15 protein-coding genes are annotated in these 21,362 nt (G+C 62.7%); 12 read left to right on the forward strand and 3 right to left on the reverse strand.

Annotated features, from left to right (window positions below; genetic code table 11):
- The first annotated feature begins 24 nt into the window (after positions 1 to 24).
- From pbpC to AC1Q6J_RS16730, 5 genes are all read left to right on the forward strand, one after another.
- Positions 25 to 2,130: a penicillin-binding protein 1C gene (gene pbpC / locus AC1Q6J_RS16710; RefSeq protein ID WP_492280339.1), complete on the forward strand. Its 2,106-nt coding sequence runs from the start codon at positions 25 to 27 to the stop codon at positions 2,128 to 2,130.
- 50 nt (positions 2,131 to 2,180) lie between these two features.
- Positions 2,181 to 3,929 (forward strand): ArnT family glycosyltransferase, encoded by a 1,749-nt coding sequence (locus AC1Q6J_RS16715; protein WP_492280340.1) that lies wholly within the window; start codon positions 2,181 to 2,183, stop codon positions 3,927 to 3,929.
- A complete protein-coding gene (locus AC1Q6J_RS16720; protein WP_492280341.1) occupies positions 3,930 to 4,772 on the forward strand; it encodes a phosphatase PAP2 family protein in 843 nt (280 codons plus the stop codon).
- Between the two features lie 222 nt (positions 4,773 to 4,994).
- On the forward strand, positions 4,995 to 5,750 hold the full coding sequence (locus AC1Q6J_RS16725) for a glycosyltransferase family 2 protein (protein WP_492280342.1): 756 nt from the start codon (positions 4,995 to 4,997) through the stop codon (positions 5,748 to 5,750).
- Positions 5,750 to 6,088: a lipid-A-disaccharide synthase N-terminal domain-containing protein gene (locus AC1Q6J_RS16730; RefSeq protein WP_492280343.1), complete on the forward strand. Its 339-nt coding sequence runs from the start codon at positions 5,750 to 5,752 to the stop codon at positions 6,086 to 6,088. The genes AC1Q6J_RS16725 and AC1Q6J_RS16730 overlap by 1 nt, the downstream gene beginning before the upstream one ends.
- 130 nt (positions 6,089 to 6,218) lie before the next feature.
- On the opposite strand, the gene metC is transcribed toward AC1Q6J_RS16730, so the two are convergent.
- Positions 6,219 to 7,415: a cystathionine beta-lyase gene (metC, locus tag AC1Q6J_RS16735; RefSeq protein WP_492280344.1), complete on the reverse strand. Its 1,197-nt coding sequence runs from the start codon at positions 7,413 to 7,415 to the stop codon at positions 6,219 to 6,221.
- Positions 7,416 to 7,662: 247 nt separating this feature from the next.
- Here metC and AC1Q6J_RS16740 point away from each other — a divergent pair, with 247 nt between their 5' ends.
- Genes AC1Q6J_RS16740 through AC1Q6J_RS16755 form a run of 4 tightly spaced genes read left to right on the forward strand, consistent with a single transcriptional unit; the run spans position 7,663 to position 12,193 of the window.
- Entirely contained in the window at positions 7,663 to 8,703 is a 1,041-nt protein-coding gene (locus tag AC1Q6J_RS16740; RefSeq protein ID WP_492280345.1) for an amino acid ABC transporter substrate-binding protein, read from the forward strand.
- 20 nt (positions 8,704 to 8,723) lie between these two features.
- Entirely contained in the window at positions 8,724 to 9,929 is a 1,206-nt protein-coding gene (locus AC1Q6J_RS16745) for an amino acid ABC transporter permease (protein WP_492280346.1), read from the forward strand.
- A complete protein-coding gene (locus AC1Q6J_RS16750) occupies positions 9,926 to 11,443 on the forward strand; it encodes an amino acid ABC transporter permease (RefSeq protein ID WP_492280347.1) in 1,518 nt (505 codons plus the stop codon). The genes AC1Q6J_RS16745 and AC1Q6J_RS16750 overlap by 4 nt, the downstream gene beginning before the upstream one ends.
- A 9-nt stretch (positions 11,444 to 11,452) precedes the next feature.
- Positions 11,453 to 12,193: an amino acid ABC transporter ATP-binding protein gene (locus AC1Q6J_RS16755; RefSeq protein WP_492280348.1), complete on the forward strand. Its 741-nt coding sequence runs from the start codon at positions 11,453 to 11,455 to the stop codon at positions 12,191 to 12,193.
- 267 nt (positions 12,194 to 12,460) lie between these two features.
- Here AC1Q6J_RS16755 and AC1Q6J_RS16760 read toward each other — a convergent pair whose 3' ends face one another.
- Positions 12,461 to 13,501 (reverse strand): cysteine synthase A, encoded by a 1,041-nt coding sequence (locus tag AC1Q6J_RS16760; RefSeq protein ID WP_492280349.1) that lies wholly within the window; start codon positions 13,499 to 13,501, stop codon positions 12,461 to 12,463.
- Between the two features lie 149 nt (positions 13,502 to 13,650).
- A complete protein-coding gene (locus AC1Q6J_RS16765; RefSeq protein WP_492280350.1) occupies positions 13,651 to 14,880 on the reverse strand; it encodes a class I SAM-dependent methyltransferase in 1,230 nt (409 codons plus the stop codon).
- Between the two features lie 411 nt (positions 14,881 to 15,291).
- Here AC1Q6J_RS16765 and AC1Q6J_RS16770 point away from each other — a divergent pair, with 411 nt between their 5' ends.
- Genes AC1Q6J_RS16770 through AC1Q6J_RS16780 form a run of 3 tightly spaced genes read left to right on the forward strand, consistent with a single transcriptional unit; the run spans position 15,292 to position 21,314 of the window.
- Entirely contained in the window at positions 15,292 to 16,782 is a 1,491-nt protein-coding gene (locus AC1Q6J_RS16770; protein WP_492280351.1) for an efflux transporter outer membrane subunit, read from the forward strand.
- The gene (locus tag AC1Q6J_RS16775; RefSeq protein ID WP_492280352.1) at positions 16,772 to 18,124 is read left to right on the forward strand and encodes an efflux RND transporter periplasmic adaptor subunit; all 1,353 of its coding nucleotides are present in this window, start codon (positions 16,772 to 16,774) and stop codon (positions 18,122 to 18,124) included. The genes AC1Q6J_RS16770 and AC1Q6J_RS16775 overlap by 11 nt, the downstream gene beginning before the upstream one ends.
- 37 nt (positions 18,125 to 18,161) lie before the next feature.
- A complete protein-coding gene (locus AC1Q6J_RS16780; RefSeq protein WP_492280353.1) occupies positions 18,162 to 21,314 on the forward strand; it encodes an efflux RND transporter permease subunit in 3,153 nt (1,050 codons plus the stop codon).
- Positions 21,315 to 21,362 lie beyond the last annotated feature (48 nt).

A 21,362-nucleotide genomic window follows, 5' to 3' on the forward strand; every position in this document is an offset into this window, starting at 1 on the left:
AGCGACGCCGTTCTTCGAACGGCTATGCCCGGCCTTGACGGAGTAAAAAGCAGGCATCGCATCCTTCGACGATTTGCAGTTGCTACGGCCGCTGCTGCCGCATCATGCGTTATCGCGGGTGCGGTGTGGGTGGCGTCGTTCCCGCCGCTGCCTTTCGCGGATGCGCGGAAGATCTCCACGACCATTGTCGATCGTAACGGGAAATTACTGCGCGCGTTTGCGATGGCTGACGGGCGCTGGCGGTTGCCGGCCCATGCAAAGGATGTCGATCCCGGCTATCTCAACCTGCTGCTGAGCTACGAGGACAAGCGTTTCCGCTCGCACGTCGGCGTCGATCCGCTGGCGATGGGACGTGCCGCGTTTCAGTTCGTCACGCGCGGTCACATCGTGTCGGGCGGTTCGACCATCACCATGCAGGTGGCGCGGCTGATGGAGCCGCGGCAGGAACGGTCGGTAACGGCCAAGCTGCGGCAGATGGTTCGCGCGGTCCAGCTTGAGCGGAAATTCAGCAAGGACGAAATTCTCGATCTTTATCTGACGCTGGCGCCGTTCGGCGGCAACCTCGAAGGCGTGCGCGCGGCGTCGTTCGCCTATTTTGGCAAAGAGCCGAAACGGCTGTCACTGGCGGAATCCTCGCTGCTGGTGGCGCTGCCGCAGTCGCCGGAAACGCGGCGGCTCGATCGTCATCCCGAGGTGGCGCAGTTCGCGCGAGACCGCGTACTCGCGCGCATGGTGGAAGATGGCCGCGTCTCCGCCGACGATGCGGCTCACGCGAAACGCGAGATCGTGCCGCGCCTGCGCAAGCCGATGCCGCTGCTCGCGCCGCATGCAACCGACCAGTCGCTCGCGATATTCAAGGACACGCCGCTCATCCAGCTCACGCTGGATTCCGGAATTCAGAAGGCGCTGGAGACGCTGGCGCGGGATCGCGCCATCGCGCTCGGACCCGATGTGTCGGTAGGCCTTCTCGCGGTCGACAACGAAAGCGGCGATGTGCTGGCGCACGTGGGATCGTCGGATTACTTCGACACGCGGCGCGCAGGGCAGGTGGACATGACCCGCGCGGTGCGCTCGCCGGGCTCGACACTGAAGCCTTTCATTTACGGTCTCGCGTTCGAGGACGGCTTCGTGCATCCCGAGAGCCTGATCGAGGACCGGCCGATCCGCTACGGCAACTACGCGCCGGAAAACTTCGACATGACGTTTCAGGGCACCGTCGCTGTGCGCAAGGCCTTGCAAATGTCGCTCAACGTCCCGGCTATCGCGTTGCTCGACCGGATCGGCTCGAGCCGGCTGACGGCGCGGATCAAGCAGGCGGGTGCGAACCTGATCCTGCCGAAGGACGAAACGCCTGGCCTCGCCATGGGGCTCGGCGGCGTCGGCGTGACCCTGAATGACCTGGTCCGGCTCTATTCGGGATTCCCCCGGCTGGGCGAGACGATGGCGCTCCGGGAGATCGTGCGGCCCGGCGACGCCGCCGAGCCCGAGACGCGGCGTCTGCTCGATCCGTCCGCTGCATGGCTGGTCGGCAATGTGTTGATGGGCACGCCGCCGCCGGACAACGCGCCGCATAACCGGCTCGCGTTTAAAACGGGCACCAGCTACGGCTACCGCGACGCCTGGTCGGTCGGTTTCGACGGCCGTATGACCATTGGCGTTTGGGTCGGACGGCCGGACGGCGCGCCGGTTCCGGGTCTGACCGGCCGGACGGCGGCGGCTCCGATCCTGTTCGATGCCTTCGCCCGCACCGGCAAGCTGCCGGTGGCGCTGCCGAAAGCCCCGAAGGGGACGCTTGTGGCCAGCAATGCCAAGTTACCGCTACCGCTGCGGCGGTTCAGACCCTCCGGCGACTTCGTCCGGACCGGAAGCGAACAGGCGCTGCACATCCAGTTCCCCCTGAACGGCTCGCGGATCGACGCCTACGGCGGCGGCGACGCAGGCCAGTCGGCCATGCCGGTCAAGGTGGCGGGCGGCGTGCTGCCCATGACCATGATGGTTAACGGCGTCGCGGTCGGGAATATCGATAGCCGGCGCCAGAAACTGGTCGATCCGCCGGGGCCGGGCTTCGTCCGGTTGACCGTGATGGACGCGACTGGCGCGGCGGACACAGTTGTCGTGAGAATTCAGTAGGGCGGACCCAACCTGTTGTCCGGCTATCGGTTTCAGCGTATGCGGAACCGATGGCTGAGAGCTACCCAAGACCAAGATTTGGCGCGCCGCGCGAGCCCGTGGAACAGAAAAATCCCGGCAGTGGGCTCGCGCGTGTTGTCGACTTCGCGGTCGGGAGCCATGCCCGTGCCGTATCCTTGCTTGTGCTGGTCGGCCTGCTGTTCTTCCTGCCCGGCTTCTTCAATATTCCCCCGGTTGACCGTGACGAAGCCCGCTTCGCGCAGGCAACGAAGCAGATGGTCGAAAGCGGCGATTTCGTCGACATCCGTTTCCAGGACGAGGTGCGGTACAAGAAGCCAGTCGGCATCTATTGGGCGCAGGCCGCCGTCGTGGAGACCGCATCGAAGCTCGGCTTGCCACGCGCGCAGGTGCGCATCTGGCTCTATCGCATTCCTTCGCTGATCGGCGCGATCGGCGCCGTGCTGCTGACATACTGGACGGCACTGGCCTTCGTGACCCGGCGCGGCGCGCTGATTGCCGGGCTGATCATGTGCAGTTCGATCCTGTTGGGGGTCGAAGCGCGTCTGGCCAAGACCGACGCGATGCTGCTCCTGACCACGACAGCCGTGATGGGCGCGATGGCGCGCGCTTACCTGTCGTGGCAGCGCGGCGACGACAATCCTCATCCGTCATGGACGCTCGCCTTTGTGTTCTGGACGGCCATCGCAGGCGGCATTCTGCTGAAAGGCCCGCTGATCCTGATGTTCGTCGCAACGACCATCGTGACCCTCGCGGTCCTCGATCGTTCGTCGGCGTGGCTGTGGCGGCTGCGTCCGGTCTGGGGATTGATGTGGACGCTGGTGCTGGTGCTGCCGTGGTTCATCGCGATCTTCCTCAAGGCCGGCGACACCTTCTTCGCGAATTCGCTCGGTGCCGACATGCTGAGCAAGGTTGCCAGTCCGCAGGAGTCGCACGGTGCGCCTCCTGGACTCTATTTCATCCTGTTCTGGGTGACGTTCTGGCCCGGCGCAGCGATGGCTGGCATGGCGACGCCGGCGATCTGGCGCGCGCGCCGCGAACCCGGTGCGCAATTTCTGCTGGCATGGCTGTTGCCGGCCTGGATCATCTTCGAACTCGTCATCACCAAGCTGCCGCATTATGTGCTGCCGCTTTATCCAGCCATCGCCATTCTGATCGTCGGCGCGCTGGAGCGCAAAGTGCTGTCGCGTTCCGCATGGATTGTGCGCGGATCGGCCTGGTGGTTCGTGTTGCCGCTGATCATCACAGTCGCATCCATTATCGGTGCGATCGCGCTGCTGCGGCAGCCGGAATTTCTGGCCTGGCCGTTCGCGGCCGGTGCGCTGATCTTCGGGCTCTTCGCATGGTGGATGTATGACGACACTCACGCCGAACGCTCTCTGCTGAACGCGATTGGCGCATCGTGGTTCATGGCGGCGTGCATTTACGGCGTCGTCGTGCCGTCGCTTGCACCGCTGTTCCCGAGCGTTCAGATCGCGCGCGCGCTGCGCAGCGTCGAATGCGTCGGGCCGGCTGCCGCGGCCGCAGGTTTCCAGGAGCCGAGCCTTGTCTTTATGGTGGGTACATCGACGCTGCTGACCAACGGTTCGGGCGCGGCGGACTTCCTGTTGCAGGGAAGCTGCCGCTTTGCGCTGGTGGAATGGCGCGAAGAGCGCGCCTTTGCGCAGCGCGCCGAAGCGATCGGGCTGCGCTACAACGCCGGCACACGCATCGACGGCTATAATTTCTCGCAAGGCCGCGCAATTTCGGTCGCCATCTTCCGTTCCGAAGGTACGGAGTAAATGGCGGTCACTACCGGCGCGCGACCGGCAAATTATATGACGCAGGTCGGTCAGGTTGCGTGGCAGTCGGTAACGCGGCTCGTGCGCGCACCGTCGCATTCGCGCCGTGCCGAGGCGCGCCGCGCGCTGGCGCGGCGATGGATTGGCGTTGCCGCCCTGACTGCGCTTGCCATCGGAATTCTGATGTTCGCGGTCGATGTTGCGACCATCAAGCAGATGCCGGCTCGCGGCACGGCCAGCCTGTGGTGGCTGCGGATCTTCACCGATTTCGGCAAGTCGAGCTATGTGCTGTGGGCACTGGCGGGACTGCTCTTCGTCATTCTGCTGGTTTTGCCGCTGTTGGGTGACGTATTGCGGTCAATCCTGATCGCGTTCGGTGTGCGCATTCAGTATCTGTTTTTCGCAGTGCTGTTCGCGGTTCTGTGCGGCGAGGTTCTGAAACTCATCATCGGCAGGAGCCGGCCCTTTGTCGGCGGCGATGCCAATGCTTTCCTCTTCCAGCATTTTGCGGGCAACCCGGCTTTCGAGAGCTTGCCGTCCGGCCATGCGACTACCGCATTCGCACTGGCCTTCGCGGTCTCCGCCGTGTGGCGGCGGATGACGCTCTTTATGTTCGTCTATGCGGTGCTGATCTGCATCAGCAGGATCGTGCTGCTGGCCCATCACCCGAGCGACGTGGTCGCGGGAGCGCTGACCGGCGTCATAGGCGCGATGATCGTCCAGTACTGGTTCGCAGCCCGCCGCCTCGGGTTCAAGATCGTGAGCGGCGGGGCCATTGAAACCCTCGCGGGACCGTCCTGGCCTGCCCTGAAAAGGGTTGCCCGCGGGCCGTTCGCACCATAAGAAGCGGTCGCCCGGCGAGTGTCTTTACGCTCGTTTTAGTGGTTTGCGGACCCCAGTGTGGTGGTTCGCAAGTTCGCAATGAGTCCACGCCACGTTCTTCTGCGAACTTGCGAACCAAAACCACACTGGAACTATAGTTTTCTCGTGTCCTTTTAAATCCGAAGTTCGCTATGGAGCGTTCGGCAAAATGAGGCGAACTTCGGATTTAGGACACGAGCGCACATGAGCGATCAACCAGCACACTCCGGCCTGCCGGCCCCTGACGTATCGATTGTGGTTCCCGTCCGCAACGAGCAGGACAACGTCGCGCCGCTGATCGCCGAGATCGCGGCGGCGCTCGATGGCCGCTGGGCCTATGAGATCATCTACGTCAACGATGGATCGACCGATGCCACCGGCGAGCGGCTCGCCGCCGAGATGAAGGCGCGAAACAACGTGCGCCATATCCGGCATGCCGCCTCAAGCGGCCAGTCGGCAGCGGTGCGGACAGGGGTTCGCGCGGCCCGCGGAAAGATCGTGGCAACGCTGGACGGCGACGGGCAGAACAATCCGGCGTTTCTTCCGGCCCTGATCGAAGCGATAGAGAAGGGCGGCGACAAGGTCGGCCTCGCTGCCGGTCAGCGCGTCGGCCGCAAGGATACCGGTTTCAAGCGATTTCAGTCGCGCGCGGCCAACGGCGTGCGCAACGCGATCCTGCATGACGGCACGCGCGACACCGGCTGCGGATTGAAGGCGCTGCGCCGTGACGTGTTCCTTGCTTTGCCATATTTCGATGGTCTGCATCGTTTTCTTCCGGCGCTGGTGCGGCGGGAGGGGTACGACATTGTCTATGTCGATGTGATCGACCGTCCTCGGCATTCCGGTGTGTCGAACTACGGGTTCTTCGATCGGCTGTGGATCGGGATCATGGATCTTGCGGGCGTGTGGTGGCTGATCCGCCGCAAGAAATCCACGCCGGTCGCAACGGAGGTGACCTGATGCTGATTCAGTTCGGTCAGGATCTTGGTAATTATCTCTACGATGTGTTCGTCGCGAAGTTCGATTTCTGGCTCGCGTTCGGCCTGATTGCGCAGTTGCTGTTCACCGCGCGATTTCTCGTGCAGTGGATTTCGAGCGAGCGCGCCGGCCAGAGCGTGGTGCCGATGGCGTTCTGGTTCTTCTCGATGGGCGGCGGGTTCATGACCCTGATCTACGGCATCGCCAAGCGCGAGCCGGTGATTATTCTGGGGCAGGGGCTGGCGACGATCATCTACATCCGCAACATCATGCTGATCGTGAAGAGCCGTGGTTCGGGTTCAAAGGTCGAGAAGAGCTGAACTCCGGTACGCCGTCACCCTGAGGTGCGCTGGCGGCAAAGCCGCCAAGCCTCGAAGGGCGACGGTTGTATCGCGGATAGTCATCCTCGAGGCTCGCAAGCGCTCGCACCTCAGGATGACGGCGCGGCCGTCAGGTCGCCGCCTTCAGCGCCGCGAAACCGCGATCGAGATCGGCTTTCAGATCATCGAGATTCTCAAGCCCGATGTGGAAACGCAGCGTGGGACCACCCGGATTCCATGTCGTCGCCGTGCGGTATGACGAACAGTCGAACGGAATCACAAGGCTCTCGAATCCGCCCCACGAATAGCCCATGCCGAACAGCGTGACCGTGTCGAGGAACGCATCGACCGCCTGCTTCGATGCCGGCTTCAGCACGATGCTGAACAGACCAGTGGCGCCGGTGAAGTCGCGTTTCCAGATCGCGTGCCCGGGATCGGTTTCAAGCGCGGGATGAATCACCCGCTGAACTTCCGGGCGTGCCGCGAACCAGCGCGCCATGTCGAGACCCGCTTGCTGGTGATGCGCGAGCCGCACGGCCAGAGTCCGAAGCCCGCGCAGCGCGAGAAAAACATCGTCAGGTCCCGCGCAAACGCCCAGCAGCCGAATCGCCTCGGCAATCGGCGGCCAGGTTTTCTCGTTGGCCGAGATCGTTCCGAACATGATGTCCGAGTGACCGCCGATGTATTTCGTTCCGGCCTGGATGCTGATGTCGACGCCCTGATCGAGCGAGCGGTGAAACAACGGCGTGGCCCAGGTGTTGTCGTCGATAACGAGCGCGCCCTTGGCGTGCGCAGCGGCCGCGATGGCCGGAATGTCCGGCATCTCGAATGACTGCGATCCGGGCGCTTCAACGAGGACGGCCCTGGTGTTCGGCTTGAACAGCTTCTCGACGCCGGCCCCGATCAGCGGATCGAAATAGGTGGTCTCGACGCCGTAGCGCTTGAGCAGGCTGTCGCAAAAGTTTCGCGTGGGGCGATACACGCTGTCGATGACGAGTAAGTGATCGCCGGACTTGAGAATCGCCAGCAGCGCTGTGGAAATCGCGGCCACGCCGGACGGTGCAAGTCCCACGCCGGCACAGTTCGGCCCCTCGAGGGCCATCAGGGCCTGCTGGAGTGCCTTTGTGGTCGGGGTGCCGTGCCGTCCGTATTGAAACTCGCCGCGGTGCGCGTGGAGGTCTTCGGCCGTTGGATAAAGCACCGTCGAACCGCGCACGACAGGCGGATTAATGAAGCCCTTTTGCGCGACGGTGTCGCGTCCGGACGTGACCAGTTCGGTTTGCGGATCAAGCGGTTTGGACGGGCGGTTGTCTTTTGGGGAAATCATGTGACGGTCACTTGTACAAGTCATCTTGCCGCAGCCGCGGTGCGGGCTGCTCGACAATGGGCAGTGTGCTGCCTTATGGGTCAGTAAGCTGACCGCAATGGCGGACGTCAACCCCTTGACCCGTCGCGCTCGGCGTTCTGTTATGCAGACCAGATATTTAGCTAGGATTTGTGCGCTTCAGCAGGATCGTTTCGCGTCCCGCGACGTTGTTCGTCGCCAGCGCGGAATTATCGGGAAAGGTCGTTCTATGAAACGGGTATCGCTCGCTCTTATTCCTGTTCTCGCAGCATTCGCCATCCAGGCAGCCCACGCGCAGTCGCAGGACAAGCCGAAGGACCGGGGGACGCTTCAGAGCATCAAGGATCGCGGCAGCCTGTCCTGTGGCGTCAGCCAGGGCCTGCCCGGATTCTCGGCGCCTGACGACAAGGGCAACTGGACCGGCCTCGACGTCGACGTCTGCCGTGCTCTCTCGGCGGCGATCTTCAACGATCCGAACAAGGTGAAGTTCGTGCCGCTGTCGGCGAAGGACCGGTTCACGGCGTTGCAATCGGGCGAGATCGATGTGCTCTCGCGCAACTCGACCTGGACGCTCTCGCGCGATACCTCGCTCGGCCTGAACTACACCGGGATTTCCTACTACGACGGCCAGGGCTTCATGATCCGCAAGTCGCTCAAGGTCAATTCGGCGCTGGAACTGAACAGTGCGTCGATCTGCGTCCAGACCGGCACCACCAACGAGCAGAACGTCTCGGACTACTTCAAGGGTAACAACATGAAGTATGAGCTGATCGCGTTCGGCACCGCGGATGAAACGGTGAAGGCTTACGAGTCGGGCCGCTGCGACGTGTTCACATCGGACGTTTCGCAGCTTTACGCCGAGCGCCTCAAGCTCGCCGCGCCGAACGATCACGCCGTCTTGCCCGAGGTGATCTCGAAAGAACCGCTCGGCCCTGTGGTGCGTCACGGTGACGACCAGTGGTTCGACATCGTGAAGTGGACGTTGTTCGCGATGATCAATGCCGAAGAATATGCGGTGACCCAGAAGAACGTCGACGAGATGGCGAAGTCCAGCAAGCCTGAACTGAAGCGGATTTTCGGCACCGACGGCAATCTCGGCGAACAGCTCGGCCTGACGAAGGACTGGGTCACGCGCATCATCAAGGCCACCGGCAACTACGGCGAGTCGTTTGATCGCAATGTCGGTGCGGGATCGAAGCTCGGCATCGCCCGCGGATTGAACAAGCTCTGGAATCAGGGCGGTCTACAATACGCGCCGCCGATCCGTTGACGGCATTGCCGAATACGGCAATGGCAACCGGACCCCGCAAGCCTCCTCTCCAACTGGTTGCACGGCTTCGCCGTGCGCTTGGCGGGCAGGCGGGGTGGGGCGGTGTGATCGTCCAGATCGTGTTCGTCGCAGCCGTCGTCTGGATCGGGTATGAGATTGTCGAGAATGCGCGGGCCAACCTTCAGGCGCAGCGGATCGCGTCCGGCCTCGGCTTCCTGTCGAACACCGCAGGCTTCGCCGTCAGTCAGGCGCTGATCCCGTTCACGGAAAGCAATACCTACGCTCGCGTCTTCGTTGTCGGGTTGCTGAATACCCTGCTGGTCTCCGTCGTTGGCATCGTGATCGCGACCATCATCGGCGTACTCGTGGCGCTGGGGCGGCTGTCGCCGAACTGGCTGCTGGCGCGGATTTCCGGCGGCTACGTCGAAGTGATCCGCAATCTGCCGCTGCTGTTCCAGATTCTGTTCTGGTATCTCGCCGTGCTGGCAACGCTGCCAAGCCCGCGCCAGAGCATCTCGCTGCTCGGAACGATCTTCCTGAGCAATCGTGGACTGATCGTGCCTGACCCCGTCCCGCAACCGGGGTTCGGCGTGTTCATGGTCGCCATTGCGATCGGTATCGTGGCGTCGCTGCTGATGCGTTTCTACGCCCGCAGGCAACTGTTTGCCGCCGGTGAGAAACTGACGATCTGGCCCTTCGTGCTGGCGATGCTGATTGGTTTGCCGGCGCTGGCCGTCCTGGTCTTCGGGGCGCCGTTCGCATTCGATATGCCGCAGTTGAAGGGCTTCAACTTTGCCGGCGGCGCCAAGGTGTTGCCGGAGTTCGCCGCGCTCACCATTGCGCTCTCGACCTATACTGCGGCGTTTATCGCCGAGATCGTTCGGGCGGGAATCCAGTCCGTGCCCAAGGGGCAGATGGAAGCGGGAGCGTCGCTCGGGCTGTCGCGCGGCGAGACGTTGCGGTTTGTCGTGATCCCGCAGGCCATGCGCGTGATCCTGCCGCCGCTGACCAATCAGTATCTCAACCTCACCAAGAACTCCTCGCTGGCGGTCGCGATCGGCTATCCCGATCTGTTCTCGGTCTTCGCCGGAACAACGCTGAGCCAGACCGGACAGGCGGTCGAGATCATCGCGCTGACGATGGGCGTGTATCTGCTGATCTCGCTGGTGACGAGCGCGATCATGAGTTTTTACGGCTGGCGTCTGAACCGGAGCCTCGCCGCATGACGGAGCAGGCCGCCTCATTTGTCCGGGAGAAGATTGCCGAACCACGCCGCGCTCCGGTCAGGACAACAGGTGTCATCGGCTTCGCGCGCGAGCGGCTGTTCAATTCGCCGCTGAACATTGCGATGACGATCGCAGGCGCCGTGCTGCTGTGGCTGATCCTTGTCCCGTTTGTAAAGTTCATGCTGATCGACGCGGTATGGACAGGCAGCGACCGGAATGCCTGCCTTGAAGCGAATGTCGGGCGTGTGGTCGGCGCGTGCTGGCCGTTCGTGCAGGCAAAATTCGATCAGTTCATCTACGGCTTCTATCCGGCGGACCAGCGCTGGCGGGTCAATCTGACGTTTGCGCTGGGCGCACTTCTGCTGCTGCCGCTGCTGATCCCGCGCGCGCCGGCAAAGGCGCTTAACTCCGGGCTGTTCTTTGCGGCCTATCCCATCATCGGCTTCTTCCTGCTGCGCGGCGGCGGCCTGAAAGGCTTTGCCATTCACTGGCTGGCCGATCTCGGATCGGGACTGGCTTCCAGCTTCCAGGACGCAGGCGCCCGGCTGGCCGCCACGACAATCGGAGGGGCTTTAGGACAGGGCCTGTCGTTCATCGGCAGGCTGGTTGGATGGATCGGTGACGGACTTGCCATCCTGATCTGGCCGGCCGAATGGCTGCGCGACTACACTGAGCGATTCCATTCGCCGCTGTGGGCCGATCTTGCTGCGACCGCGATCATCGTTTCCCTGCTGATGTTTTTCCTCACCGGCGGCTTCCGCAACGGCTGGCGCGCACTGTTCAAGAGTATCGCGACCTTCGCGGGCATTGCCATCGTGATTGCGATGATGAGCCTCGATCAGGGCGGCCTGCCCATCGTCGATACACGGTCGTGGGGCGGGCTGCTGGTGACGCTTGTTGTGTCGGTCACCGGCATCGTCGCGTCGATGCCAGTCGGGATGATCCTGGCACTTGGGCGGCGCTCAACCATTCCGCTGATCCGCGTATTCTCGATTGCCTTCATCGAATTCTGGCGCGGCGTGCCGCTGATTACCGTGCTGTTTTTCGCGACCTATATGCTGCCGCTGTTCCTGCCGGGAAACTTCACCGTCGATGGACTGGTGCGCGTGCTGATCGGCATCGCGCTGTTCGCCGGCGCCTACAATGCCGAGGTCATCCGCGGCGGGTTGCAGGCGGTTCCGCGCGGGCAGGCGGAAGCCGCGAATGCGCTCGGGCTATCCTACTGGAAGACCACCGGCCTGATCGTGATGCCGCAGGCGTTGCGGAATGTCATCCCTGCTCTGGTCAACAGCTTCATCGCGCTGTTCAAGGACACCACGCTGGTGCTGATCGTGGCGATCTTCGATCTGCTCGGACAGTTGCGGGCGTCGTTCGCCGATCCGAACTGGGCGACGCCAACCACACTGTTCACCGGCTTTGCCTTCACCGGCATCATCTACTTCGTGTTCTGCTTTGGAATGTCGCGCTATTCGCTGTTCGTCGAGCGGCGGCTGAACGCCCACAAAAATGTCTGAGATGAAACCATGACCGCAGACGCAATCGTCAACATCTCGGGCCTCAACAAGTGGTTCGGCGACTTCCATGTGCTGCGCGATATCGGCATGGCGGTCGGCCGTGGCGAGCGCATCGTGATCTGCGGGCCGTCCGGCTCCGGCAAGTCGACGCTGATCCGCTGCATCAATGCGCTGGAGGATTTTCAGGAGGGCCGCATCGTTGTCGATGGCATCGAGCTTGGTCCGAACCTGCGCCGCGTCGATGACGTGCGCCGCGAGGTCGGGATGGTGTTCCAGAGCTTCAATCTGTTTCCGCACCTGACCGTGCTGGAAAACTGCACGCTGGCGCCGATCTGGGTGCGCAACATTCCGAAGAAGGACGCAGAAGCCGCGGCGATGAAATATCTCGAGCGCGTGCGGATTCCCGACAAGGCCGACAAGTATCCCGGTCAGATTTCAGGCGGCCAGCAGCAGCGCGTGGCGATCGCGCGCGCGCTCACCATGAATCCGAAAGTGATGCTGTTCGACGAGCCGACCTCGGCCCTCGACCCTGAGATGGTCAAGGAAGTGCTCGAAACCATGGTCGATCTCGCCAAGGAGGGGATGACCATGCTGGTGGTCACCCACGAGATGGGTTTTGCCCGCGAGGTTGCGGATCGCGTCGTGTTCATGGATGCCGGGCAGATCGTCGAAGCCAACACGCCGGACAGATTCTTCTCGAACCCGCAGCACGCGCGGACCAAATTGTTCTTGAGTCAGATTTTGAGGTGAATGCCTCAATGTGTCATTCCGGACAGGCCGCGCAGCGGGCTGATCCGGAATCCAGAAGAGTTCATCGGAGATAACATCTGGATTCCGGGTTCGCTCGCAAGTGCTCGCGCCCCGGAATGACGATCGGTAAGAACGTTGATTGTCACGGCCGGGCTTGACCCGACCATCCATCGGCTTCGTAAAATTCGCTTTATGAAAAGTGATGGATACGCGGGTCAAGCCCGCATATCACGATCTTGCGCTAGGAGGGAATCCGGATCACTTCGATCACACCTTCTCGAACGGCGGCTTGATCGTACTCTTGCGCTCCAGCCATTCCGGCACCGGCAAATTCTTCGAGCGCAGGAAGTCCGGGTTGAACAGCTTCGACTGATAGCGCGTGCCGTAGTCGGCGAGGATGGTCACGATGGTATGGCCGGGGCCGAGATCCTTCGCCAGCCGGATAGCGCCCGCGATATTGATGCCGGAAGAGCCGCCAACGCAAATGCCCTCGTGTTCGAGAAGGTCGAACACGATCGGCACGGCTTCAGCGTCCTCGATGAGATAGGCCTTGTCGACCTTGACGTCCTCGATGATCGGAGTGATGCGGCCAAGGCCGATGCCTTCGGTGATCGATCCGCCCTCGGTCGATTTGACCTCGCCGTGATCGAAGTAGTTGTACATCGCAGCGCCGCGCGGATCGGCAACACCGATCTTGATGTCCTTCTTCTTCTCGCGCAGGAAAGTCGCCGTACCCGCGAGCGTGCCGCCGCTGCCGATCGAGCAGATGAAGCCATCGACCTTGCCGTCCGTCTGATCCCAGATTTCGGGGCCGGTCGAGACGTAGTGCGCCTTACGGTTGTCGAGGTTGTTCCACTGGTCGGCGAAGATGACGCCGTTCTTCTCGGTCTTTCGCAGTTCTTCCGCGAGACGGCGGCCGACGTGCTGATAATTGTTCGGATTGCTGAAGGGCAGCGCCGGCACTTCGACCAGCTCCGCGCCGAGCAGCCGCAGCACGTCCTTCTTTTCCTGGCTTTGCGTTTCCGGGATCACGATGATGGTGCGATAGCCGCGCGCGGCAGCGACGAGGGCGAGGCCGATTCCGGTGTTGCCCGCGGTGCTCTCGACAACCAGACCGCCGGGCCTGAGGTCGCCGCGCTTCTCCGCTTCCAGGATCATCTGCTTGCCGGCGCGATCCTTCACCGACTGCCCGGGATTCATGAATTCGGCCTTGCCGAGAATCGTGCATCCGGTCTCCTCGGACGCGCGCTTCAGCTTGATGAGTGGGGTGTTGCCGATGGCATCGATGACGTCTTTGCGAATGTGCATGATATTGAAGGACCCGGGACCGGATGTATCAGGAGGCAAGGGGAAGGGCGGCTGTTTCAGGGATCAGCCTAGAGGCGGCCCGCCGTTCCGACAAGGGCAGTACTTGCAGGCGTGATCTGCTTGCTTTCTGAGGGCGTTGAACTGACCCGTTAACCCGATTTGGCGAACACGACCTGACGCACATCGATATTGCCGGAGAGAAAGCCTGCTTCGCAGTAGGCGAGGTAGTATTCCCACAACCGCCGGAAGCGCTCGTCGAATCCGAGCGGCATCAGGTTCGGCCATGCCGTGCGGAAGTTGTCTCTCCATGTCGCAAGCGTCTTGGCATAATCTTCTCCAAATATGCGCTCGCGGATAACAGGGACGCCGAACTTCTCGCCGAGCGATTTCAGTACCTGCGGCGACGGCAGCATGCCGCCCGGAAAAACGTAGCGCTGGATGAAATCCACCTCGCGCCGGTAGGCGTGGAAGAACTTGTCCTGAATGGTAATCGCCTGAATACCAGCGAAACCGCCGGGGGCGAGGCGGTCACGGAGCTGGCTGAAATACTGCGGCCAGAATTGTTCGCCGACGGCCTCGATCATTTCGATGGAAGCGATCCGGTCATACTGCCCGCGCTCGTCGCGGTAGTCCTGAAACCTGATCTCGACCTTATCGCTCAGGCCTGCGGCCTGCATCCGCTTCTGCGCGAAGTCGCGTTGCTCGGTGCTGATGGTCAGCCCGACGACCCTGGCATCGTAATTCTTCGCGACGTATTCAGCGAATCCGCCCCAGCCGCAGCCGATCTCCAGCACCCGCTGTCCGGGCTGCAGGTTGATCGCCTCGGCGAGACGCCGGTACTTGTTGTGCTGCGCGGCGGTGAGGTCGTGGGTATCGTCCTCGAACAGCGCCGACGAATAGGTCATGCTCGGATCGAGCCACGCCGAGTAGAACGAATTTCCGATGTCATAGTGCGCGTAGATATTGCGGCGCGCCTGCCGCCTGGTGTTGCGGTTGAACCAGTGACGGAGTGACTGCACGAACCGCGCGATCGGTTTGCCGCCGAGCATGGTCTGGATCAGATCGTGATTGACGCAGAAGACGTAGAGAAACTGCGTGAGGTTTGGCGTGTCCCACTCGCGGCGCAGATAGGCCTCGGCAATACCGATGTCGCCGCCGCGCGCCAGCCGCCACGCAAAATTGTAGTTGTAGATCGTCATCTGCGCGGCGGGGCCGGGCTCCAGCCCGCCGCAGCGGACAATGCGGCCGTCTGGCAACGTCATGTCGAGCGTGCCGCGCCTGAGATTGGATGCGAACTTGATTGCAAATCGGACCAGTTTAGGCACGTCCGGCAAGACCTCCTCGACAGTGTCGGGGGTCAGGATGATCAGGTCAGACATCGCGCAATTCCATCAGTGTGATGTGGCTCTGCGTCCAAATCTTCTGCTCGCGTGTGTCGGCCGGTTGTCCGCCGAACGGTCCTTCGCTGTTGGTCTTGCCACAATTCTTGCGCCCTTTAGCCAAAGACGCAAGTGTCGGGAACCCGTCCGGTTGCGGTGTGAAGGCCACGTCCGGCCGGGGGTTTCGGACGCCAGGTCCACATGAAATCTTGGTAAGACTTGCCGCCGTTCAGATCGATGAACGCAGGAAACCCTTTGTTTGCTGGCTAAGTCGAATTCCGGACCTGACACCCGGGAAACACAGGTCGTGCTCGTCTTGAGGACGGCGGCGGAACATGCCTGTCCGGGGGCAGAACGGCCCTGTAGAATGGGATGCCCGTGGAATCGGACCACGAGCCGCCCTTTCGGAGAATGTTCGTCCCGGTGTTTGAACTGCCCTTCAAGTTGAGACGTGGAGCATTTCCGCAGCCTTCGTTCGCGCTGTGCGCAGCGCTGGCCATCGCGGCCATGTCGGGCGGCTGCATTCTCACGTCCGATCTGCCGGACCCGGCGCTGGATGTGCCTGCCGCCTACAAGTCAGCCACAGGTGCCGCCGACAGCATGCCGCCGACGCTGGACTGGTGGCGCGGCTTCCGCTCAAAGGAACTGACTGTCCTCATGGAAGAGGCCCAGACCGTCAACCTCGACATTGCCGCCGCGGTCGCCCGAATCCGGCAGGCGGACGCGCTGGCCCAGACGGCGGGTGCTGCACTGCTGCCGAGTCTCACGGGAACATTCTCCGGCTCGCGGTCGCGGTCGTCGCGCACGACAGGGACGGTTTCGAGTGCGACGCCGATCACGGGCCGCGGCGAGGTCACGAATCACACCGCGTCGCTGAGTGCGAGCTACGAGATCGATTTCTGGGGCAAGAATCGCGACGCCTTGCTGGCCGCTGAAGAAACCGCCAACGCCAACCGCTTCGATCGCGATGTGGTTGCGTTGACCACACTGGCAAGCGTCGCCAATGCCTACTTCCAGGTGGTGGCCGCGCAGGAGCGGATCAACATCGCAATGCGCAACATCGCCAGCGCGCAGCGCATCTACGACGCCATCAAGGCGCGCGTCGATGCGGGGACAGGCTCAGATCTCGACCTCGCGCAGCAGGAGAGCCTGCTGGCAAACCAGAAAGCCGCTGTGCCGCCGCTGCGGCAGGCGCTGGATCAGAATGCCAATATTCTCGCAACGCTGGTTGCACGTCCGCCGGAGCGGGTGCGACTGACCGGCGGATCGCTCGGAAGCATTGCGATTCCTCTCGTGACGCCGGGAATTCCATCCGACCTCCTGACGCAGCGGCCTGACATCCGGCGTCAGGAAAACCAGCTGGCCTCGGCGACTGCGAATGTCGGCAGTGCCCGGGCGCAGTTCTTCCCGAGCATTCAGTTGACCGGACAGGGCGGCTACCAGAGCGCCCAGCTGGCGATGTTGTTCACCCCGCAGTCGGCGTTCTTCAACGTCGCGGCTGGACTAACGCAGCCGATCTTCGACGCCGGACGGATTCAGGCCAACTTCGACTTGCAGCAGGCACGGCAAGATGAGTTGTTGCAAGCCTATCGCAAGACCGTGGTGTCGGCCTTCGCCGACGTGGATACGGCGCTCTCGACCCTCAAGCAGGCGAACGAGCGGCTGCGGCTCCAGCGCATCGTGGTGTCGTCCTCCAGGCGGGCGTTCGAGCTGTCCGAACGGCAGCTTCGTGCCGGCACAGCCGACATCGTAACTGTGCTAAACACGCAATTGACGCTATTTCAGGCTGAAGATTCGCTGGCGCAGTTCCAACTCGCCCGGCTGCTAGCGGTTGTGACTCTCTATCAGGCATTGGGCGGTGGTTGGTCGCCAAGGACAGAAGGGCCGGCGAATGCTCTTTAAGCCCGAGCTGAATGAAAAGGCCAAGGCGGCTGGCGAAGGAGTCGCGCGCGTGGCGTCGGGCGCGAGGCGGCGAACCGTCTCGATTGCCGTGTGGCTCTTCATCATCGGCGGCCTTGGGTATCTTGGCTGGGCCTATTTCAAGAAGACCGAAACCGCGACCCGCACACGGCCCGATTTCGCGATTCCTGTGCTCGCCACGACACCCCGTATCGAGGACGTGCCGGTCTATCTCGACGGCGTCGGTACCGTCCGCGCGCTGAACAACGTGACGGTGCGCGCGCAGGTGAACGGCAAGCTGCTGTCGGTGAATTTCAAGGAAGGTCAGGACGTCAAAAAAGGCGATGTGCTGGCCGAAATCGATCCGGTGATCTACCAGGCGCAGTACGATCAGGCCGTCGCCAAGAAGGCGCAGGACGAAGCGACGCTCACCAACGCGCGAATGGATCTGGTGCGGTATCAGCAACTGGCGCTGTCGAAGGCGGGAACCGCTCAGCAGGCCGATACGCAGAAGGCGCTGGTTGCACAGTTAGAGGCGCTGGTGAAATCCGATCAGGCGGCAATCGACAATGCGCAGGCCACACTCGGCTACACCAAGATCATCGCGCCGTTGTCCGGCCGCGCCGGACTTCGTCAGGTCGATCAGGGCAACATCGTTCAGACCTCGGACACGACGGGTGTCGTGGTGATCACGCAGCTCCAGCCAATCGCCATTCAGTTCAGCCTGCCGCAGCAGCAGATCGTCCGCGTCAATGCGGCCTCGGCGAAGGGGCCGCTATCGGTCGACGTGTTCGGCAATGACGGCAAGACCGTCGTCGACACCGGCAAGGTGGCGGGCATCGATAACCAGGTGGACCAGACCACCGGCACCGTGAAGGTGAAGGCGGAGTTTCCCAACAGCAATTTCCAGCTTTGGCCTGGGCAATTCGTCAACGTGCGCCTGAAGGTGAATACCCTCGACAAGGCGATCGTCGTTCCGACCGCTGCGGTGCAGCGCGGCCCGGCCGGCACGTTTGTTTACATCATTGGTCAGGACAATACCGTTGCTGCACGTCCGGTCACGGTGACGCTGCAGAATGAGACCATCGCTGTCATTGCCTCTGGCATTACGGTCGCCGATCAGGTTGTGACGACCGGTTTCGCCAATCTGTCCGAGGGCGCGAGAGTCAATATCAGCAAGGATTATCAGACCCCGACGCCGGATCTCGCGCCACGCAAGCGGCAGGGTGGCGGCGAGAAGGGACAGGGCCAGCGCGGCGAGCGGCGCAGCGGTCAGAAGGAGCAGGGGGCTGCGCCGCAAGGCGGGCAGCAACAACCGGGCGGCGGTGCGAAAGCACCGCAGTGAGCCGGCCGCATGATGTCGAACCTGTGAGCGCGCATCGATGAGCGTCTCTGAGCCATTCATCCACCGTCCGATTGCGACCTCGCTGCTCGGCGTGGCGCTGCTGATCGGCGGCGCGCTCGGATACTGGGCGCTGCCGGTGTCGGCGCTGCCGCAGGTCGACTTTCCGACGGTGCAGGTGACGACCCAGTTGCCGGGCGCCAGCCCGGATGTCGCGGCGTCGCTGATCACCGCGCCGCTTGAGCGCCAGCTCGGGCAAATCCCGTCGCTGGTTTCGATGACCTCGACGAGTTCGTTCGGCGTCAGCCAGATTTCGCTTCAGTTCGATTTGAACCGCGACATCGACGGCGCGACGCAGGATGTGCAGGCCGCGATCAATGCCGCGGCGGGCGTGCTGCCGAAGAACCTGCCGTATCCGCCGACCTATGCGAAGGTCAATCCAGCCGACGCGCCGGTTTTGACGCTGGCAATGACGTCGGAGACATCGCCGCTGCGCGCGATGAGCGATCTCGCGGACACCATGATGGCGCAGCGGCTGGCGCAGATTTCCGGCGTCGGCCGCGTGTCCATCCTTGGCGGATTGAAACCCGCCGTTCGCGTGCAGGCCGATCTCGCCCGGCTCGCCGCCTACGGCATCTCGATGGAAGACCTGCGCACGGCGATTGCCGGCGCCAACGTGTCCGGCCCAAAGGGATCGCTCGACGGCGCGCAGCAGGCTTACACCATCGCCGCCAACGACCAGATCGCCACCGCCGATGCCTACAAGCCTATCATCATTGCTTACCGCAACGGTTCGCCCGTCACGATCGGCGATGTCGCCAGGATCGTCGATGGACTGGAGAACGAGAAGACCGGCGCGTGGTATCAGGGCAAGCCTGCGGTCGTTATCGAGATCCAACGCCAGCCCGGCGCCAACGTGATCGAGGTGGTGCGGCAGATCCGGGCAGAGATACCCAAGCTCCAGAAGGCCGTTCCCGCGGGCGTGGACCTGACCGTGGTCAGCGACCGCACCGTCACCATCAAGGCGTCCGTTCGCGACGTGCAGTTCACGCTGGTGCTGAGCGTCGTGCTGGTGACGCTCGTGGTTCTGATTTTCCTGCGCTCGCTGCGCGCCACCCTGATCGCGGGTGTCGCGCTGCCGCTCTCGCTGATTACCAGCTTCGGGGTGATGTATTTCGCTGGTTTCAGCCTCGACAACCTGTCGCTGATGGCGCTCACCATCGGCACCGGTTTTGTGGTCGACGACGCCATCGTGATGATCGAGAACATCGTCCGGCATATGGAAGACGGCGAGGGCGTGATGGACGCCGCGCTGCGCGGCGCCAGCGAAATCGGTTTCACGGTGATCTCGCTCACGGTATCGCTGATCGCGGTGTTCATCCCGCTGCTGTTCATGTCCGGCCTCGTGGGGCGCATGTTTCGGGAGTTCGCGCTGACGCTGACAATCGCGGTTGTGACATCCGCTGTGGTGTCGCTGACCCTGACGCCGATGATGTGTTCGCGGCTTTTGAAAATGCATCGCGAGGAATTCGCCGTCCCCGGTCTCGCCACGCTCAGCGGCTGGATCGACCGGATGGTGGCCTTCTATGAGCGCACACTGCTCGTTGTGCTGCGGCATCAGCGCGCGACGCTGATCGTCACGCTCCTCACCATCGTTGCGACTCTTGCGCTCTATGTCATCGCCCCGAAGGGCTTCCTGCCGTTGCAGGATACTGCCTCGATCACGGCGGTCACCGAAGCCGGCACCGAGGTGTCGTTCTCGGATATGAAGTTGCGGCAGACCCAGGTCGCCGATGTCATCAAGGCCGATCCCGATATCGTCGGTGTCGTTTCGGTGATCGGCGCTGGGTCGGTGAACCCCACCACGAATGTCGGGCGTCTTGTTTTGACGCTGAAGCCGCGCGGTGAGCGCAAGACCGACATCGCCGTGGTTGTCGAACGGCTGAAGCAGCGCGTTGCCGCCGTTCCCGGGATGACCGTCTACTTTCAGGCGGTGCAGGACGTTCAGATCAGCACGCGATCGAGCCGATCGCAGTATCAGTACACGCTGACCGCTACCGATGCGCCGTCCGTCATCGAATGGGCGAACAAGCTCGTGCAGGAGATGCGGCGCGACCCGATGTTCCGCGATGTGTCATCGGACGGGCAGGAGGGCGGTCTCCGGGCATTGGTCAATGTCGATCGCCAGCGCGCGGGCCAGCTTGGCGTCTCGGTGCAGGCGGTCAACGATACGCTGAACGACGCTTTCGCCCAGCGCCAGATTTCAACGATCTTCGGTCAGGCCAACCAGTACCGCGTGGTTCTTGAAGCGCTGCCCGAGTATCAGCGCGATCCGTCGGTGCTGTCGAAGCTGTATGTTCCTGGCTCCGCCGGAGCCTCGGGAGCGCCGACCGCTCAGGTGCCGATCGACGCCGTAGCGACCGTGATCCGAACGACCGCGCCGCTGTCGATCTCGCATCAGTCGCAGTTTCCGGCGGTCTCGCTGTCATTCAATCTTGCATCCGGCGAAGCACTCGGCAACGCGGTCGAGCGTGTGGCCGAGATCGAAAAGCGCATCGGCATGCCGGGTAACATCGTCGGGCTCTATTCGGGCGACGCCGCCGAATTCGCCAAGTCGCTGTCGGGGCAACCGTGGCTGATCCTCGCCGCGCTGGTGACGATCTACATCGTGCTAGGGGTGCTGTACGAAAGCTACATCCATCCGATCACCATTCTCTCGACGCTGCCGTCGGCGGGCGTCGGCGCGATCCTGGCACTGATCATCTGCGGGCAGGACCTGTCGGTGATCGGACTGATCGGAATTATTCTGCTCATGGGCATCGTGAAGAAGAACGCGATCATGATGATCGATTTCGCGCTGGAAGCGGAGCGTCATCAGGGCCTGTCCGCCTACGACGCGATCGTGAAGGCGTGTCTGTTGCGTTTCCGCCCGATCATGATGACGACGCTGGCCGCACTGTTCGGCGCGTTGCCGCTGGCGCTCGAAAGCGGGACGGGTTCGGAGCTTCGCTTCCCGCTCGGCGTGTCGATCATTGGCGGATTGATCGTTTCGCAAATCCTCACGCTCTATACGACGCCGGTTATCTACCTTGCGCTCGACCGTATCAATCGCCGGATCGAAGCCGCGGTGCCGCCGGATGACACCGGCAAGCCGTCGCCTCCGATCGCGGGAGCCACGGAGGGCGTCCAGTGAAACAAATGCCGGATACCGGACATTCGCGTATGAAGACTTTAAGTCACT

It is taken from the genome of Afipia sp. MLSD5-FHT05B12, assembly GCF_058793355.1.

Bases quoted from the DNA above. Each gene is read 5' to 3' on its own strand.
- pbpC (WP_492280339.1), top strand. From the start codon at position 25: ATGCCCGGCCTTGACGGAGTAAAAAGCAGGCATCGCATCCTTCGACGA.
- AC1Q6J_RS16715 (WP_492280340.1), top strand. From the start codon at position 2,181: ATGGCTGAGAGCTACCCAAGACCAAGATTTGGCGCGCCGCGCGAGCCC.
- AC1Q6J_RS16720 (WP_492280341.1), top strand. From the start codon at position 3,930: ATGGCGGTCACTACCGGCGCGCGACCGGCAAATTATATGACGCAGGTC.
- AC1Q6J_RS16725 (WP_492280342.1), top strand. From the start codon at position 4,995: ATGAGCGATCAACCAGCACACTCCGGCCTGCCGGCCCCTGACGTATCG.
- AC1Q6J_RS16730 (WP_492280343.1), top strand. From the start codon at position 5,750: ATGCTGATTCAGTTCGGTCAGGATCTTGGTAATTATCTCTACGATGTG.
- metC (WP_492280344.1), bottom strand. From the start codon at position 7,415: ATGATTTCCCCAAAAGACAACCGCCCGTCCAAACCGCTTGATCCGCAA.
- AC1Q6J_RS16740 (WP_492280345.1), top strand. From the start codon at position 7,663: ATGAAACGGGTATCGCTCGCTCTTATTCCTGTTCTCGCAGCATTCGCC.
- AC1Q6J_RS16745 (WP_492280346.1), top strand. From the start codon at position 8,724: ATGGCAACCGGACCCCGCAAGCCTCCTCTCCAACTGGTTGCACGGCTT.
- AC1Q6J_RS16750 (WP_492280347.1), top strand. From the start codon at position 9,926: ATGACGGAGCAGGCCGCCTCATTTGTCCGGGAGAAGATTGCCGAACCA.
- AC1Q6J_RS16755 (WP_492280348.1), top strand. From the start codon at position 11,453: ATGACCGCAGACGCAATCGTCAACATCTCGGGCCTCAACAAGTGGTTC.
- AC1Q6J_RS16760 (WP_492280349.1), bottom strand. From the start codon at position 13,501: ATGCACATTCGCAAAGACGTCATCGATGCCATCGGCAACACCCCACTC.
- AC1Q6J_RS16765 (WP_492280350.1), bottom strand. From the start codon at position 14,880: ATGTCTGACCTGATCATCCTGACCCCCGACACTGTCGAGGAGGTCTTG.
- AC1Q6J_RS16770 (WP_492280351.1), top strand. From the start codon at position 15,292: ATGTTCGTCCCGGTGTTTGAACTGCCCTTCAAGTTGAGACGTGGAGCA.
- AC1Q6J_RS16775 (WP_492280352.1), top strand. From the start codon at position 16,772: ATGCTCTTTAAGCCCGAGCTGAATGAAAAGGCCAAGGCGGCTGGCGAA.
- AC1Q6J_RS16780 (WP_492280353.1), top strand. From the start codon at position 18,162: ATGAGCGTCTCTGAGCCATTCATCCACCGTCCGATTGCGACCTCGCTG.